We start from the raw sequence: 14185 nt of genomic DNA, 5'->3' as shown, positions 1-14185 counted from the left end.
ATAAACCCCTCCGTAGGATTTATCTTAATAAGCTACCTCAGCATTTCCAAAAAACAACATTGCACGTACCATTTTTCATATCAAAACCCCAACACATCGCCACCTAGACACTTGTTTATCCGAACATACTGACAAACTAAACTAGAAGAACAGCACAATGATCGAGATAAGCAACATCACAAAAAAAGATGGTAAAAACAACGTCATTCGTGATTTTTCTTTTTCTGCAAAACGCCAAGAATGCCTTGGATTGTTTGGCGCAGACGCAACAGCTAAAACCACGCTTTTCAAGATAATCGCTGGTTCAACACATCCCTCTAGCGGGCATGTAAATATTTTCGGCTTCGACACTCAGAAACATGTTCGGCAAGCTTGCCAAATCGTCGGCTATCAACCCTCTACGTTCGGCCACCCCACGCTATCAGTTAGTAGCTTGTTAAGTTTTGTTGCTGCTCTTCGCGGATTTAGCGGCGCCGACAAACGCAAACGGTTAGATAAGGCTATCGTAAGGCTTGAACTTTCACCCTTGCTCAAATACCCGATAAGCGCACTTCCTTCTGGTTTGAAACGCAAAGTTGCGATCGCACAGGCCATCCTGCATGACCCTGCCGTACTGCTGCTGGACGAACCCTTTGAGGGCCTGGCTTCACACCAATACAACAAGATCAACGCGCTTATCCAATCATTGACCGAAGAGATGACGGTTATTATTGCCACGCGCGATTGCGAAGCGCTGGTGCACACCTGCACTCGCGGCCTTATCGTAGGAGGAGGCCGTCTGGTGGAGGATGCCTCGATAACCGATTTATTGCGCAGTTCCAGGCACTTCCAGGCCGTCACGCTGACGTCGCAATCCCCTCTGGATCTATTGGCCCTTGCCGTACTTCCTGGTGTTGCGGGTATCGAAGAGGACCATCACCACCCAGATACGGTGACGGTACTGGCTATGCCGGGCCACAGCATTTTCCCCTCTATCAGTGCACTGATTGCCAATCGGCATTGGCAGGTTAACTCATTGAAACTGGAACCTGGCCGCCTGAACGACGTCGTTCACCAACTCAGTCAAGAGGCGCCCCTTTGAACGCACTGCTAGTTGTATTCAGGCGCCAACTTTCCAGTTATTTATCTGCACCGGCCACCTACGTGAGCGTTGTCATATTTCTGGTGTTGTCCGCAGTACTCGGACTCCACGCCAGCCAGTTGTTGGAAAATAACAGTAGCGACCTGCACATTTTTTTCCAGTTACACCCATGGCTATATCTGTTATTAATCCCCACGCTTTCAACCCAGCTTTGGGCGACTGAGCACACTGATAGTTTCGTCGACTTTATGGCCACGCTACCGCTGACCCGTGGGGAACTCGTTATCGGTAAGTTCCTAGCTGCTTGGATCGTTTCTGGCGTGGCCTTATTACTGACACTCCCTCTTGTCGTTGTTATCAATGTACTCGGCACACCAGACAACATGGTCATTGCCTCCCAGTTCATGGCCAGTTGGCTATTGGCCGGCAGTTATCTTTCTGTCGGATGCTTCATTTGCGCATTAGCGCACCAACGTTTAGTTGTTTTTCTATTGACGTTGAGCTTACTACTGGCAGCCAGCAGTTTAGCTACCCTTCTTGATGCCCTTGAACAACAAGCTCCGCTTTGGATCATCGACAGTTTAACGACCCTTAGCCCGTCTTTACGCTTTGCTATGATCAACCACGGCGCATTTATCCTCCACGACTGTTTGTTTTTCATCAGCATGATCATCGCTTTCCTTGCCGCGACGATCCTATTACTCAACTACAAGTACAGCTGATAAGGTCGTTCCCCGATGCAATCCGCTTTGCGTACAGGCATAACGTTCATCGTCATACTCTTGCTTTTCCTGGCATTTAATCTGGTTTGGGTATTCAAACTTCCCGATCTACGCTGGGATCTCTCACAGCAAAAAAACCACACGTTGTCGCCAGCCGTACTGCAGCTGCTTTCCTCGCTCGAGGCGCCACTGGACTTTTACTACTTCCACTCACGCACTCCCCCCAAGCAGAAGCACTACGGAAAGCGTGTTGAAGAAAAACTCAAGGCATTCGAAAAATCAGCGAACGGCATGATCAATCTGCGCATCATCAATCCCGCTCACTTTTCAGAAGATGCCTATAAAGCCGGCTTATATGGTCTGGACAATAAACATGGATTTCTGGGGCTTATAGGTACTCGCGATGGCCTGACTGCACAGCGTATAGAATCATTCAGTCCGGACAGAGAGCCCCTATTGGAATATGAAATCAGCCACCTGATCACCCAATTGCTCCGCCCCGGTCCACCCGTTGTCGGACTGCTCTCAGGGGGGCAAGCACAGGAAGCGATCGAGCCGTTGCGTCGGGAATTACACCGACATTTCGACCTGATGGAACTAGAGCCGAGTGCGGATCACGTGCCGTCACGAATCAAAACGCTGATGCTTGTGCATCCTCGCAGGCTGTCGGAACAAACCCTGTATGCAGTTGACCAATTCGTGCTTGGTGGAGGCAAGTTGTTGATGTTCATCGAACCGCTGAGCGAACAAACTTCAAAAAAGACATCCTCCCCCTCTCCCCTGGATGGAATGCTCACTAGTTGGGGCGTCAATATGCAGAGTGACAAGGTACTCATCGACAGTACCTACGCCTTACCGGAACACCCTCTGACGACGTTAACGTTGCCACGCAGGGCAATGACCACGAACGATGTCAGCACTTGGAAGCTCGATTCTGTGACGGTATCTAACAGTGGCGCCCTCACTCCCACGGTTAACAGCCAGACTCGCTTCACCCCACTGCTGCAAAGCTCGGAGCAATCCGTACTTGTAGGAGCCGACGAACCGGACAGTGAAGTCCCCCTACGCGGCGAACGGCATGTCATCGCCGCCCGTATTGAGGGGCCCGCCTATTCGGCGTTTCCTGACGGTGTCGGTGAACAGTTGCCAGGGTTGCAACAAGCGATGCAGATTCATGTAGTGGTCGTGGCCGACACGGATTTGCTCAGCGAAGACCCAGACAGTTCGGCCAACAACAGTAACAACCTGTTCGTACTGAATACATTGGATAACCTGGCCGCCCCCGATGAACTATCAAGCATTCGCACACGCACGGACGCCAACAGCTCACTGCAAGTGCTGGAAGCAAGGCGCAAAGCTGCTGAAAACGCCTACCAAACCCAGGCCAATGAGCTGGTACGGCAACTGGCGCACACTGAAAAGGAATGGCAACGCTTGAACACACCAGCCACCGCTCTCGGTACTGAACCTGTCGACACCAATACCCAATTGCAAGCGCTAAACAAGGAGCGGTTGCGCCTACCAATGGAACTGCATGCACTGAAAACCCAAGCCTACGCCTCCGTGCATCGCCTGGAGCGAAACCTGAAATTGTTGATTATCGTGCCGGTTCCAGCCCTGTTGGGCCTGGTCGCCTGGGGTTTATACCTGTGGAACCGTCGTCGCCGCGAAATACCACACGCTGCGTTTTATTGAGGCATCAACGGCGCGCAATCAACCCTTGCCGGGCAATGCGCGTCAATTGGCAGATCACCTCATCAGCGTTGCTTGCGCTGGGGGCCTGGATAACAGCGAGGTCGAAACTGTTGCTGGCAAATCGCGCAAGGGAGTCGCCGTCCTCAACAAACTGGATAAGGAACGCCGAAGGCCGCCCGGTACGTCGCGGCCAACCATCAAGATAACGCAACAGCGTAGGTTGGTGCTTGCCGCCGAGGAGGATTTTAGGATTGCGTTGAGTGAGGTCCGCAGTGATCGGAGCCAGGCGAATCAGGGGGCGTAATGCATTCATCGTGTCGAGTCTCTGCCTCAAAAGTCTGCGGGCAGGTGAGAGGCAACACCGAACCAGCGCTTTAGCGGAATTTCGAAGCAAGGAGATCGCTTCTGTCGGGACCGGAAACGGTCACCCATGGCGCCCCGCAATTAGCTGTTTAAATCGGCGCATGAGCGGCATCCTAGAGAAGCCCATAGTGCGGTGTCAAGAATCCCGAGCAGCAAAAAGCCCGCACATGGCGGGCCTCTTGAGGGTTTGCAGGCAGATCAGTTGGCGATGGCGCGGTCGGCAGAGAGTTTGCCCGCGCCTTCCAGCAGTACCGCCAGCGCGCCGCCCAACAACGCCAGTGCGAATTCATAACCGTTGTTGGCCATGAACAGCCCGTTATGGATATGCACCGAGAAAATCGCCACCAGCGACAGGATGGTCAAGCCCAATGCCGCAGGACGGGCCAGCAAACCAATGATCAGTGCCAGGCCGGCAAAAAACTCGGTACCACCGGACAACAACGCCATCAAGGTACCCGGCGCCAAGCCAATGCTCTCCATCCACTGGGCAGTGCCCGCCAGGCCGTAGCCGCCAAACCAGCCAAACAGTTTTTGCGAACCGTGGGCAGCAAAGATGATGCCCACCACAATGCGCAGAATGGTCAGGCCGTAACCGGCGCGGGTAGACAGGATGCTTTTGATCAGTGGGCTCATGGTGATAATCCTTTTCAAAGTAGGGGTTGGTTGGCCGCTATATTAATCAGATTAAAGAATGATAAAAGCCGAAAAAATGCCTAATTAACATCGATAAAATCGATTATTTGCGTGAGGCAATTTTTGGCGCTGGCGGCTCCAGGGACTCCCGCTCCCGATCAAACGCCAAGTAATACTTGTTGACGCTATTAACATAGCTGACGCCGCCCATCCCCACCTGCTCCATGGCAATACGCTCAACCTGGAAGAACCACTGGTTGGGGTTCAGCCCCCGGCGCTTGGCCTCGGTGCGCATGCCCTGCACACGCTCCGGCCCCATGTTGTAAGCGGCCAGCACAAAGGCCATGCGCTCTCGTTCATTGAGTTTGGGACTGGCGAAGAACTTGCGGCGGATCATTGCCAAGTAACGCGCGCCGGCCTGCACGTTACTGTCGAGCGTCTCGATATTGTTGACCCCCACTCGCTGCGCCGCAGAGGGGGTGATCTGCATCAGGCCCGTAGGGCCACCGCTGTTGCGCGCGCCAGGGTCAAGCGCCGACTCCTTGAAAGCCAGCGCAGCCAGGTTCAGCCAATCCATGCCCTGCTCGCGAGCGTGCTTCTGCAGGATCGGCCGCAGCTTTTCCAGACGTTGGCGGTCGACGCGGGCCAGTGGGTTGCGCACTTGATAGAGACGTCGATAGATACGCTGGAACGCCGCATCCTGGTCGGATGGCGTTCGGTAGGTCTTGAGAAATCGGTCAATGCTCGCCCGCAGCATCGACGCATCCTGGCGCACAAACCAATATTCATCACCGGGTTCGTTGATGGCTACTTGTTTGTCGAAACGCAATTTGGGCAGGATCTTCGCCCAGCGTTCGGCAATCGGCTTTTCGACAATGGTCAGGTGGAAAATGCCTGCCTGGACCATCTCCAGCACATCCTCCACCGCCAAGGTCGGGTCGACCCACTCAACCTTCACCGGTGGCTGTTTGTGCAGGGCCAGCTTCTGATTGACTTGGCTGATGGCATCCGCCGCCGCACTGCCGGTGGTCAGCGCCAGGGTGCGCCCGGAGAGTTGTTCCAACTTGGTAAACCGCCGCTCGCCTTTTACGCCCACCAGCCACAACGGCACATCGCTGACAATCGGGTCGCTGGTGCTGATCTTGTGCGAGGCCTTCACATCCAGCAACTCACCCGGGGCTACCAAATCGCCTTCGCCACGCGCCAGCGCGCCAAGCAGTTGATCCTTGGCCTTGGGAATGATCTTGAGGTTGATCTCCTGGCCATCCCGGGCATGGCCATTGAGGTATTGCTCGAAAGCGCGCAGGCGGTGGTATTCGATCCCGATGGCCTGGCCCTGCACTTCACCGGAACTGTTGCGGCTCTGGTTGACCAGCACACGCAGGGTGCGACTGGAGCGGATTTCCGCCAGGTCTCGGACCTTGCCGGGCTTGGTCACTTCCAGCGGCCCGTCCAGACGCGCAACCGCCGCCATGGGCAGCAGTAACGTCAGGCACAACATAAGCAACGCCGAGGGTCGGATCATCCGCTCTCCGGAAAGAATACTGGCCAACGCGCTCGCGAAAAACGAGGTGCTGGATGTCAGAAACAGAGCGCTTTATGCGCTGGCAAGGCGCGCAACGGTGGCACAGGGAAAGGGATTAGACCAACCACAATGTCACTTGCGACGTTCAAAGACAGCTATAACTCGTTGTAGTTCTTAGATTTTCTTATAAATCTACAGCTCTGATATGCTTTCCGACCGCAGGCGGAGGTAGCACCATGCAACTCATTGATATCGGCGTCAACCTGACCAACCCCAGTTTCGACGAGAGGCACCAAGCCGTTCTCGACCGTGCCTATGCCGCCGGCGTCCAACAATTGCTGCTCACCGGCACCAGTGTCGAGGGCAGCGAACAGGCCCTGGAACTCTGCGTAACACTCGATGAAAGCGGCCAACGCCTGTTCAGCACCGCCGGTATCCACCCCCACTCCGCGAGTGACTGGAACGGTGACAGCGCCCAACGCTTGCGTGGTTTGCTCAATGAACGCCGCGTGCGTGCGGTAGGTGAATGCGGGCTGGATTTCAATCGGGATTTCTCGCCACGCCCCCAGCAGGAAAAAGTCCTCGAAGAACACCTGGCCTTGGCCGTCGAACTCAAACTCCCGGTATTTCTGCATGAGCGCGACGCCAACCAGCGCTTGGTGGAGATTCTCAAGGACTATCGAGACCACCTCACCGCCGCCGTTGTGCATTGCTTCACCGGCGAGCAGCAGGCGCTGTTCAGCTATCTCGACCTCGACTTGCACATTGGCATCACCGGTTGGATCTGCGACGAACGCCGTGGGACGCATCTGCACCCATTGGTCAGCGAAATCCCCCGAGGCCGTCTGATGCTGGAGAGCGATGCGCCCTACCTGCTGCCGCGCACCTTACGTCCCAAGCCGAAGAATGGCCGTAACGAACCGGCGTACTTGCCCGAGGTGCTGCGCGAAGTGGCCTTGCATCGTAACGAAAGCGTGGAAGACCTGGCCCAACACAGTACCGCCTGCGCACGCGCGTTTTTCGGGTTGCCTGCGGTGGATTAATGCGGCGCATTGACCCATGTCAAAATCGTTTTTCTGAGTAGCGGCACAATAATGGCACCTTGCCAATGCTGTTTCCGCTATCAGAGAAAACCTTCCATGGGTGCCTGGCTTAGCAATATCTCGCTGAAGTACAAATTCTGGGCCGTCAACGCGGTCGCTTTCATCACCACCCTGCTGCTGGTGCTGTACGCCGTGCAGCTTGAACAACAGGCGCGCAGCGATGCGTCACAGGCCTCGGCGCAGGCCCAAGCACGTTTGCTCGGTGCCTGGCCCGCCGACAAGGCATTGCCCAAAGGCGAGCACTGGCTGACGTTCCCGCGCGGTCAAGTCCCACAACTGGCCGACCAGGATCTGTCGGCGCTTAATAGCGCCAATGGCTGGGTCGAACTTAATCGCATGCCGTTATTCGGCGAAAACCCATTGATGGGCGCCGACGTGATCGCCCGGAACGACGGCCAGCAGGTCGCCGTACTGGCCTACGCGCCCAGCCTGAGCCAGGTGTTCGGCGAGCGTTTTGCCAATTACGCGGTGGCTGTGGCAATTCTGATGCTGGCCATGCTCGGCGCCTCGCAGTTGCTGATCCGCTTCCTGCTCAGCCAGCTCAACACTCTCAAGGACGTGATGCTGCACGTCGAGAAAACCGGCGACCTCTCAGCCCGCGTGCCCTTGGCGTGCAAGGATGAAGTCGGCCAGATGGCCAGCGCTTTCAACGCCATGCAGGCCGGCTACCAGCGTGTGGTCAACACCGTGGCGCGTACCGCCCAGCAACTGGACGACGGTGCCGCGCGGCTGGCCAGCAGCATGAACGAAGTGCAGCACGGCATGCTTGGCCAGCAGAGTGAAACCGACCAGGCCGCCACTGCCATCAACGAGATGACCGCCACCGTCTACCACATCGCCCAACATGCAGGTGCCACCCGTGACCTGTCCCAGACCGCCGACACTCTCGCCGGCAGCGGCCAGGAAGTGGTGACCCGCGTGCAGCGTTCAATCGCCGGGCTGTCCACCGGTGTGCAGCAGACCGCCGAGATGATCCAGAAACTCGCCGAGGACAGCCAGAAAATCAACGGCGTGGTCAGTGTGATCCACAGCATCGCCGAACAGACCAACCTGCTCGCCCTTAACGCTGCCATCGAAGCCGCCCGCGCCGGGGAAATGGGCCGTGGTTTCGCCGTGGTTGCCGACGAGGTGCGCAACCTTGCCAAGCGCGTGCAAAACTCCACCGACGAAATCACCCGCATGGTCTCGGCGCTGCAAGCCGGCACCCGCGACGCGGTGGACTTCATGCAGGAAAGCTCGTTCAAGGCTGACGACTGCGTACAACAAGCCCAAGAGGCCGGCATCGCACTGGCAGAAATTACCGGCGCTGTGGCCCAAATGCGCGAGAGCAACACCCAAATCGCCGTCGCTGCTGAACAACAAAGCCACGTCGCCGAAGAGATGAACCGCGCGGTAGTGAGCATTCGTGATGTGACCGAAAACACCGTGCAGCAAACGGTGGATTCGGCAACGACGAGCAACCAACTGGCAACCTTGGCTGGGGAGTTGAGCAAAGCGATTGGGCAGTTGAAGCTGTAGGACTGTTCCACATGTAATCCTGCGTCCACATCCAAACCTCGATTTACTCGAGGTTTTGGCGAAACTTCCTAGTGTTGCTGGCGAATAACGCCGACTTCTTTTCCTTACATACCTCTCCAAAGTCTCTCGCCTGACCAACCAGCGCGAGGGACCGCCGATGCACTTCTCTATCGATGCCCAGCACAACAGGGCAGCGCCTTGATCCCGGTGATTGCCAGGCTGGTCCTGGCCCCCATGGATGCCAGCAAGCCGGACGTTGAAACCGTCTTGCGCGATTTCCGCGCATGCCTGAATGACTTCGACGCGTGGGCCGAAAGTTTCTGGAGCCTTGGTGCGCTTGAAGTGGAGCAGGTATTCAAGGTCGGCGATGAAGTCTCGCTTGTAGCCCCAGCCTCCTCCCAAAGACCCAGTCGTACAGTCGCCGTTTGCAAGGCCCAGGGATCATTGACCCTGGTGCATATGTTCGAGAGCACGCGGTTCGTGCCCATCGGCAACACTCCCGTAATGCTCCAAGGTATTGCGCCCGACGGCCGCCCCATCGGAGAACCGATCCATCACATCATAGGCCCCAGCGGCATCCTTGAAGTCAAGGACTGCACCCGCGACCAGCGTTACCAAATCACTTTCTATCCCAACGTTTCCAAAGATCACGTCAAGGCGCTGTATGCGTCTTATCAGGCGGTGATCAATGGCCTGAACGTTCATCTGCGCGATGAATGGAGCGAAACGTTCAAGCCGCTATGGAAGGACTTTGCGCGCGCCACGCCTTTGGCGCGTAGCGCGATGCAGGGCGTCGCGTTTTCAAGCGGGATCGCCAAGGCGCTCTACAACCTCTGGGACAACGTCACGCAGCTGTATGACCTGTTGGCGGACCTCAAGGCCAACAGCGAGAAATTGCTGCAGTACATCTCCCAGGCCGAACTTGATGCGCTATTGAAACTGGGCAAAGACGCGATCGCCAATGGCCTGTTGGTGCTCAGTGATGAGCCGCTGATGTTTATCTACCTGTCCGCCATGGTCGCCTGGTTGCGCATGCTACCGCCGCCACAGATGTACGAAGTGGTTGGTGAAATCACCGGCGAAGTGTTGATCAACCTGCTTCTGATATGGGCGACGCGGGGCATGGGCGTGCGGATTCGCCTGGGTGTTCAAGTGTTGGGGCACATCAAATCCGGACGGGTGCGCAAGTGGCTGGAGAGGTTGGCGGATCAGTTGGTCGGGGCGCGTTTGGAACCGCATGTGGATGTGGCTAAACCCCTGTTACTTGGGGGGCTGGCGACTCCGATCAAAGTGATTCCGGCGGTGCCATTGAAGGCAGGGGATCAGTTGGTTTCAAACCCGGTCGCGATGGCTCGGGATAAGGGCAAACCGAGGACGACGCTGGTTCCGCACGAGCCTGTGGATGACGTGCCCGTTTCTGGGAAGAACCCGAACGGGGATGCCGCTTCGAGTGCGGATAAAACCGCCACTAATGGCTGCCCGGTGTCGATGGTGACCGGGGAGGAATGCTCACCCTGGTTGATGGTTCGTTGGACGGGATTTTGCCGTTTAAGTGGACTCGGTTGTATCGCACCAGTGCGGTTGAAGTGGATTACGGGTTGGGGTTTGGTTGGAGTCACTCGCTGGCGCATCGGTTGGAGGTTACGGGTGATTCTTACTTCAGAGATAGAAAATGAAGACAGTTTTCATATACGAATTCGGCATACGCCCTTGGGATCAAATCCAGCATACAGAAGACCGTGAGTACACCACGATATCTCTACTCAACCAAGATTTTGGCAGTGTATGGGAAACGTGGCGCATGCTTGCATCTTTGCTGGCACATGAATGGCCGACAATAATAAAATGGTATACCACGGGCTCACCTCAATACAGCAAAACACATGAATATCTAACATTGAAACACTTTTCAAAAAATTCAGGACCAAAAGACATCTTCAAAAAAAATGAAGAAACACTAATTTACTCAGGAATAATCCACTTAGATCCCAAACCAGAAAACATAGCCCCCATAAATCTTAAGGTATACAGAAGATCAACAACCTTAATGCTAAGAGAGGAAAACGAGCAAATAGAACAATTGTGGCACCGATTGAGCCACCTTGAACACATCTCCTCAACTGAGGACTTTAAATTGATTCTCGTGGACAAGGAAATTCTCTCGTTCAGATTTTACGATTCAGAAACGCACGGAGCCGCTCAACTGATATGCCACTCCATGCACGCTCCCGAAATATTAGACGCTCTTGCCAGCCTGGAAATCGATGAAATCCCCAGGGCCGGGGTTTACAAGTACATTCACAGCCAACTTGAAAAGCAACCTTAACCAAACAATCTAGAGACCACCAAAACTTAAACCCTATCCACCCCGATAGTTAAAAAATTAGATACGCCCCCTCATCACGAACAATAAAAGTCAATGAAAATATGGATACCCCTTTAAAAGCCTCAACAAAAGTAGACACAGGACTCGTCCAAAACACTCAGAACAAAGAGGCACTCACCATAAAAACCATCAACCCAACCATCGCGAAGGCAAACTATCTTGAAAGAAAGATAGATGAAACCCTCGCAGAAATGAAAATCGACCATACTAAACTTGAGCAAAGAGAACTCTCAACACTAATAACTGCTCTCACGAAAAAGTTTTTCAAATCTGAGAGCAACGTACTTGACCCGGTCGATTTGAACGAGAAAAGCACAGAACACAATCCAAAATTCTGGCAGGAAATACACCATCGAATTCACCAAAAACACCTATTTCTTATAGTCTATGACTCAAACTACAGAGCGTGGAAAGTCGACGATGCACAAGACGTCGCGTCTATTTTACGTGAAACGACTGGATACCCATTTTGGGTAGCGGATAGCGCCCTCACGTTTTTGGTGCACATGGATGATCATGATTGTGTCCTTTGGGCTTGAAAAAGGATTTTCCATGAATGGCCTTCTATGACCCCCATAGCCAGCCCCAATTCGCCACTCCACTCACCCCCACCTAAACTCTATCCAAGTCATTTCAACGGACAGAGGATGCACCATCATGGGCAAACGTCACCCCAATCTCCCCGCCTGGCAATGGCGTAATTACCCACAAAACCACCAGCACCCGGCCAACCTGGCGCTGCACCTGATTGCCGTGCCGCTGTTCATTATCGGGTTTCTATTGATTGTGTCGGGCGTGTTCAGCCTGAGCCTGGCCAGTTTCGCCATAGGGGTCGTGGGTATCCTCGCAGGCCTGGCATTGCAGCGTCATGGTCACAGCCTGGAAGCCCAGGTCAGCGAGCCGTTCAGTGATCGCAAAGACGCAGTGCAGCGTCTGGTGGTCGAGCAATTTGTGACCTTTCCGCGGTTTGTATTGAGCGGTGGCTGGTGGCGCGCCTGGCGGCAACGCCATCGCCACTGAGGCTCAGCCGAACACCACCACGGTCTGGCGGCTGATGGCGATCAACTCGCCGGTCGGGCTCCACAGTGCGGCGGCGGCGTGACCGTAACCATCGCGAGCGTGTTCGATGCTCACTTGGTACTGGCACCAGTCGAGGGTGGTGAGGTCCGGCAACGGTTGGATAAACTCGATGGTCCAGGTCAGGGTGCTACCGGGAGCAGGCTTCTTCAGATGCGGTAGTACTGAAGGTGGCCAGGCATCGACCAGTGCGAGGATGTGCGCCTCGGTCAGCGGCTCCTCTTTCACGTCGCCGCGCAGGCGAACCCAGCCGCCCATGTCGCGGGATTTATTACCGGTGAACGGCAAGCCGCCGACGCTCCAGCGCATCGCCAGGTGCCGCATGAATTCCGGGGTGACACCTTTGATATACGGCAGCTCCTGGCATTCGTCCCAATGCTTGAACACGGGCGCAGGCTGCGCTGCGACGTCGATCTCGGACTCGCGGGATGCACCGAAGCTGGCTTGCACCAGGGTTGCCACTTCACCGTTCTGCACCACCCGACCGAGCAATTGGCTGACCGCCTTGCCTTCGCGCAGCACCTCGACTTGATAACTGGCAGGTACATCCGGCGCAACCGGGCCGACGAAGGTGATCGCCAGCGAACGCAACCCCCGATCCACCGGGACCTGAGCCCGCAGGGCTTCGTATTGCAAGGCGGCAACCAAGCCACCAAAGGAGGCACGCCCCTGGGCCCATTCAGCAGGAATGGTGACATCCAGCGGGTTGCTACGGGCAGCGTCGAGCAAATCACTAAAGCGCATGGCGACCTCACATCAAACAAAACAGATGGAGGATCTTAACCATCGTAACCGTCAGGTGCAGCGCTTATTCCGGCCAAAAACCGGACCGATCTAGAAACAATCGCCGCTGAGTTTATCCAGCACACGGTCCGCCTGCCCTTCGGCCTTGGCCATGGTGCGCCGCCATACCGCGACGCAGGGCTGCAAGTCCGGCTGTTGTTCGGCCTGGGCCAACCACTGCCAACAGTCATGCCAATCCCCCAAGGCGCCTTGGGCTTTCTTGAGGCGCGACATGGCATTGGCGGGGAGTTTGTCCAGTTCGGGATAAGCTTCGGCGGCATACCGCACGCGCTTGATCAGCAACCGTAGGCGGTGGCGATCGTGGCCGGGGTCCTTCAGCGCCTCATCAAGTGCCCGCCATTGTTTGGCCAGACGCTTCTCGATGCGTGGGCGCAGGCCCTTGAGCAGTTTTTGATGTTCAGATGCGCGGATAAACCGTGGGAACGCATCGAGGATCAGCAGCAGATGCGCCAACTCCGGGCTTTGTGCCACTTGGCGATAGGCCTCGGGTTGCAGGCGCAGGCGTCGGTTCGCCGCGTCGTGATACCCGTGCTGGTGTAAATACGCCGCAAGGACCTCACGGTCACGCAGCGGCGTAGTCAATTGGCCGACCGCACTGGCGGCCAACTCAAGCTGTTCTACCCCCGGCAAGCCGCGCAAAGGGCGTAACAGACTGCGCAGACGCCGCACGGTAGTGCGCAGGTCGTGCAAGGCTTCATCGTCGGTGACGGCTGAGAGGCGAGCTTGGCAGCTCAGTAACCCTACTTCCAGGCCAATGACCTGAGCGACTAACTGATCGACCAAAGCTGACATCCTGCCCTCACCTTCTGATAAAAAATCCTACCCGCTGCTACAGGTCAACGCCCGGCGCGAGACTCACGAATGTAGAACCGCGCTTTCTCGGCCTTGTTGGAGCAGCCTTCAAACGCTTCGAATTGTTGCTGGGTCTTGGCACCGGTCAACAGAGACAAGGCCTTGGAGTAGCTCACTGTCCCGGCAAAACCTTCGGCCTTGGCCAGGTCCAACTCATGCCAGGCGGCATCCAGTTGCGTGCCGCAGCTGTCGCGGTATGCGGTCTTCCCGGCACAACCGGCCAGGGCCAATACGATCACAGGCACACACATCCAGGCTTTCATCGATGACACCTCAAATAAAGAAAAACAGTCGTACTCGTGTAGACGTTGCCTACAACGAAAAGTGCCTTGTCGTATCCTGAAATCGAAAGCGCCTATTGCCAGAGCATACCCGAGTAGCATGGCTATCCTGAAAAATAGTGTAGACGCCTCCGGCGATTGAAGC

14 protein-coding genes and 1 pseudogene are annotated in these 14185 nt (G+C 55.7%); 9 read left to right on the top strand and 6 right to left on the bottom strand.

Annotated elements, in window-relative coordinates; genetic code table 11:
• Nucleotides 1-157: 157 nt before the first annotated feature.
• The 3 genes from CFE47_RS16635 to CFE47_RS16625 are packed head-to-tail and all read left to right on the top strand — an operon-like array spanning nt 158 to nt 3498.
• Nucleotides 158-1081 carry an ATP-binding cassette domain-containing protein gene (locus tag CFE47_RS16635; RefSeq protein ID WP_286838605.1) on the top strand — a complete coding sequence of 308 codons (924 nt, stop codon included), beginning with the start codon at nt 158-160 and terminating at the stop codon, nt 1079-1081.
• On the top strand, nt 1078-1803 hold the full coding sequence (locus CFE47_RS16630; protein ID WP_286838603.1) for an ABC-2 transporter permease: 726 nt from the start codon (nt 1078-1080) through the stop codon (nt 1801-1803). Before CFE47_RS16635 ends, CFE47_RS16630 begins: the two co-directional genes overlap by 4 nt.
• 15 nt (nt 1804-1818) lie before the next feature.
• Nucleotides 1819-3498, top strand: a complete 1680-nt coding sequence (locus CFE47_RS16625) for a Gldg family protein (RefSeq protein ID WP_286838601.1) — start codon at nt 1819-1821, stop codon at nt 3496-3498.
• A gap of 4 nt (nt 3499-3502) precedes the next feature.
• On the opposite strand, the gene CFE47_RS16620 is transcribed toward CFE47_RS16625, so the two are convergent.
• The 3 genes from CFE47_RS16620 to CFE47_RS16610 form a co-directional block, all read right to left on the bottom strand.
• Nucleotides 3503-3811, bottom strand: coding sequence for a class I SAM-dependent methyltransferase (locus tag CFE47_RS16620; RefSeq protein WP_286838599.1), 309 nt, complete (start codon nt 3809-3811; stop codon nt 3503-3505).
• Between the two features lie 248 nt (nt 3812-4059).
• Nucleotides 4060-4494, bottom strand: coding sequence for a DoxX family protein (locus CFE47_RS16615; RefSeq protein WP_185708777.1), 435 nt, complete (start codon nt 4492-4494; stop codon nt 4060-4062).
• 103 nt (nt 4495-4597) lie between these two features.
• Nucleotides 4598-6019, bottom strand: a complete 1422-nt coding sequence (locus tag CFE47_RS16610) for an MltF family protein (protein WP_286838597.1) — start codon at nt 6017-6019, stop codon at nt 4598-4600.
• Nucleotides 6020-6255: 236 nt separating this feature from the next.
• Here CFE47_RS16610 and CFE47_RS16605 point away from each other — a divergent pair, with 236 nt between their 5' ends.
• The 6 genes and pseudogenes from CFE47_RS16605 (at nt 6256) to CFE47_RS16580 (ending at nt 12046) form a co-directional block, all read left to right on the top strand.
• Nucleotides 6256-7062: a TatD family hydrolase gene (locus tag CFE47_RS16605; protein ID WP_286838595.1), complete on the top strand. Its 807-nt coding sequence runs from the start codon at nt 6256-6258 to the stop codon at nt 7060-7062.
• 96 nt (nt 7063-7158) lie between these two features.
• Entirely contained in the window at nt 7159-8640 is a 1482-nt protein-coding gene (locus CFE47_RS16600; RefSeq protein WP_286838592.1) for a methyl-accepting chemotaxis protein, read from the top strand.
• 198 nt (nt 8641-8838) lie between these two features.
• Nucleotides 8839-10295 (top strand): annotated as a pseudogene (locus CFE47_RS16595) (DUF6531 domain-containing protein); the annotation flags it as partial.
• Nucleotides 10296-10312: 17 nt separating this feature from the next.
• Nucleotides 10313-10966, top strand: a complete 654-nt coding sequence (locus CFE47_RS16590) for a hypothetical protein (protein WP_286838590.1) — start codon at nt 10313-10315, stop codon at nt 10964-10966.
• Nucleotides 10967-11067: 101 nt separating this feature from the next.
• On the top strand, nt 11068-11565 hold the full coding sequence (locus tag CFE47_RS16585; protein ID WP_286838588.1) for a hypothetical protein: 498 nt from the start codon (nt 11068-11070) through the stop codon (nt 11563-11565).
• 118 nt (nt 11566-11683) lie between these two features.
• A complete protein-coding gene (locus tag CFE47_RS16580; RefSeq protein ID WP_286838585.1) occupies nt 11684-12046 on the top strand; it encodes a DUF962 domain-containing protein in 363 nt (120 codons plus the stop codon).
• A gap of 3 nt (nt 12047-12049) precedes the next feature.
• Here the strand turns inward: CFE47_RS16580 and CFE47_RS16575 are convergent, their stop codons facing one another.
• The 3 genes from CFE47_RS16575 to CFE47_RS16565 all read right to left on the bottom strand — a co-directional run bounded on the left by CFE47_RS16575 (nt 12050) and on the right by CFE47_RS16565 (nt 14022).
• Nucleotides 12050-12847, bottom strand: a complete 798-nt coding sequence (locus CFE47_RS16575; protein ID WP_286838583.1) for an acyl-CoA thioesterase — start codon at nt 12845-12847, stop codon at nt 12050-12052.
• A gap of 90 nt (nt 12848-12937) precedes the next feature.
• Complete coding sequence (locus CFE47_RS16570) at nt 12938-13699, bottom strand: CHAD domain-containing protein (protein WP_286838581.1); 762 nt, start codon at nt 13697-13699, stop codon at nt 12938-12940.
• Nucleotides 13700-13743: 44 nt separating this feature from the next.
• Nucleotides 13744-14022 carry a hypothetical protein gene (locus tag CFE47_RS16565; protein ID WP_010176194.1) on the bottom strand — a complete coding sequence of 93 codons (279 nt, stop codon included), beginning with the start codon at nt 14020-14022 and terminating at the stop codon, nt 13744-13746.
• Nucleotides 14023-14185: the final 163 nt, after the last annotated feature.

It is taken from the genome of Pseudomonas sp. PGPPP1 (genome assembly GCF_002255865.1).
Taxonomy (GTDB): Bacteria; Pseudomonadota; Gammaproteobacteria; order Pseudomonadales; family Pseudomonadaceae; genus Aquipseudomonas; species Aquipseudomonas cremoris.
This window is presented reverse-complemented; position numbering and strand designations above follow the sequence as displayed.

Bases quoted from the DNA above. Each gene is read 5' to 3' on its own strand.
- CFE47_RS16570 (WP_286838581.1), bottom strand. From the start codon at position 13,699: ATGTCAGCTTTGGTCGATCAGTTAGTCGCTCAGGTCATTGGCCTGGAA.
- CFE47_RS16625 (WP_286838601.1), top strand. From the start codon at position 1,819: ATGCAATCCGCTTTGCGTACAGGCATAACGTTCATCGTCATACTCTTG.
- CFE47_RS16610 (WP_286838597.1), bottom strand. From the start codon at position 6,019: ATGATCCGACCCTCGGCGTTGCTTATGTTGTGCCTGACGTTACTGCTG.
- CFE47_RS16575 (WP_286838583.1), bottom strand. From the start codon at position 12,847: ATGCGCTTTAGTGATTTGCTCGACGCTGCCCGTAGCAACCCGCTGGAT.
- CFE47_RS16565 (WP_010176194.1), bottom strand. From the start codon at position 14,022: ATGAAAGCCTGGATGTGTGTGCCTGTGATCGTATTGGCCCTGGCCGGT.
- CFE47_RS16590 (WP_286838590.1), top strand. From the start codon at position 10,313: ATGAAGACAGTTTTCATATACGAATTCGGCATACGCCCTTGGGATCAA.
- CFE47_RS16615 (WP_185708777.1), bottom strand. From the start codon at position 4,494: ATGAGCCCACTGATCAAAAGCATCCTGTCTACCCGCGCCGGTTACGGC.
- CFE47_RS16605 (WP_286838595.1), top strand. From the start codon at position 6,256: ATGCAACTCATTGATATCGGCGTCAACCTGACCAACCCCAGTTTCGAC.
- CFE47_RS16585 (WP_286838588.1), top strand. From the start codon at position 11,068: ATGGATACCCCTTTAAAAGCCTCAACAAAAGTAGACACAGGACTCGTC.
- CFE47_RS16600 (WP_286838592.1), top strand. From the start codon at position 7,159: ATGGGTGCCTGGCTTAGCAATATCTCGCTGAAGTACAAATTCTGGGCC.
- CFE47_RS16580 (WP_286838585.1), top strand. From the start codon at position 11,684: ATGGGCAAACGTCACCCCAATCTCCCCGCCTGGCAATGGCGTAATTAC.
- CFE47_RS16620 (WP_286838599.1), bottom strand. From the start codon at position 3,811: ATGAATGCATTACGCCCCCTGATTCGCCTGGCTCCGATCACTGCGGAC.
- CFE47_RS16635 (WP_286838605.1), top strand. From the start codon at position 158: ATGATCGAGATAAGCAACATCACAAAAAAAGATGGTAAAAACAACGTC.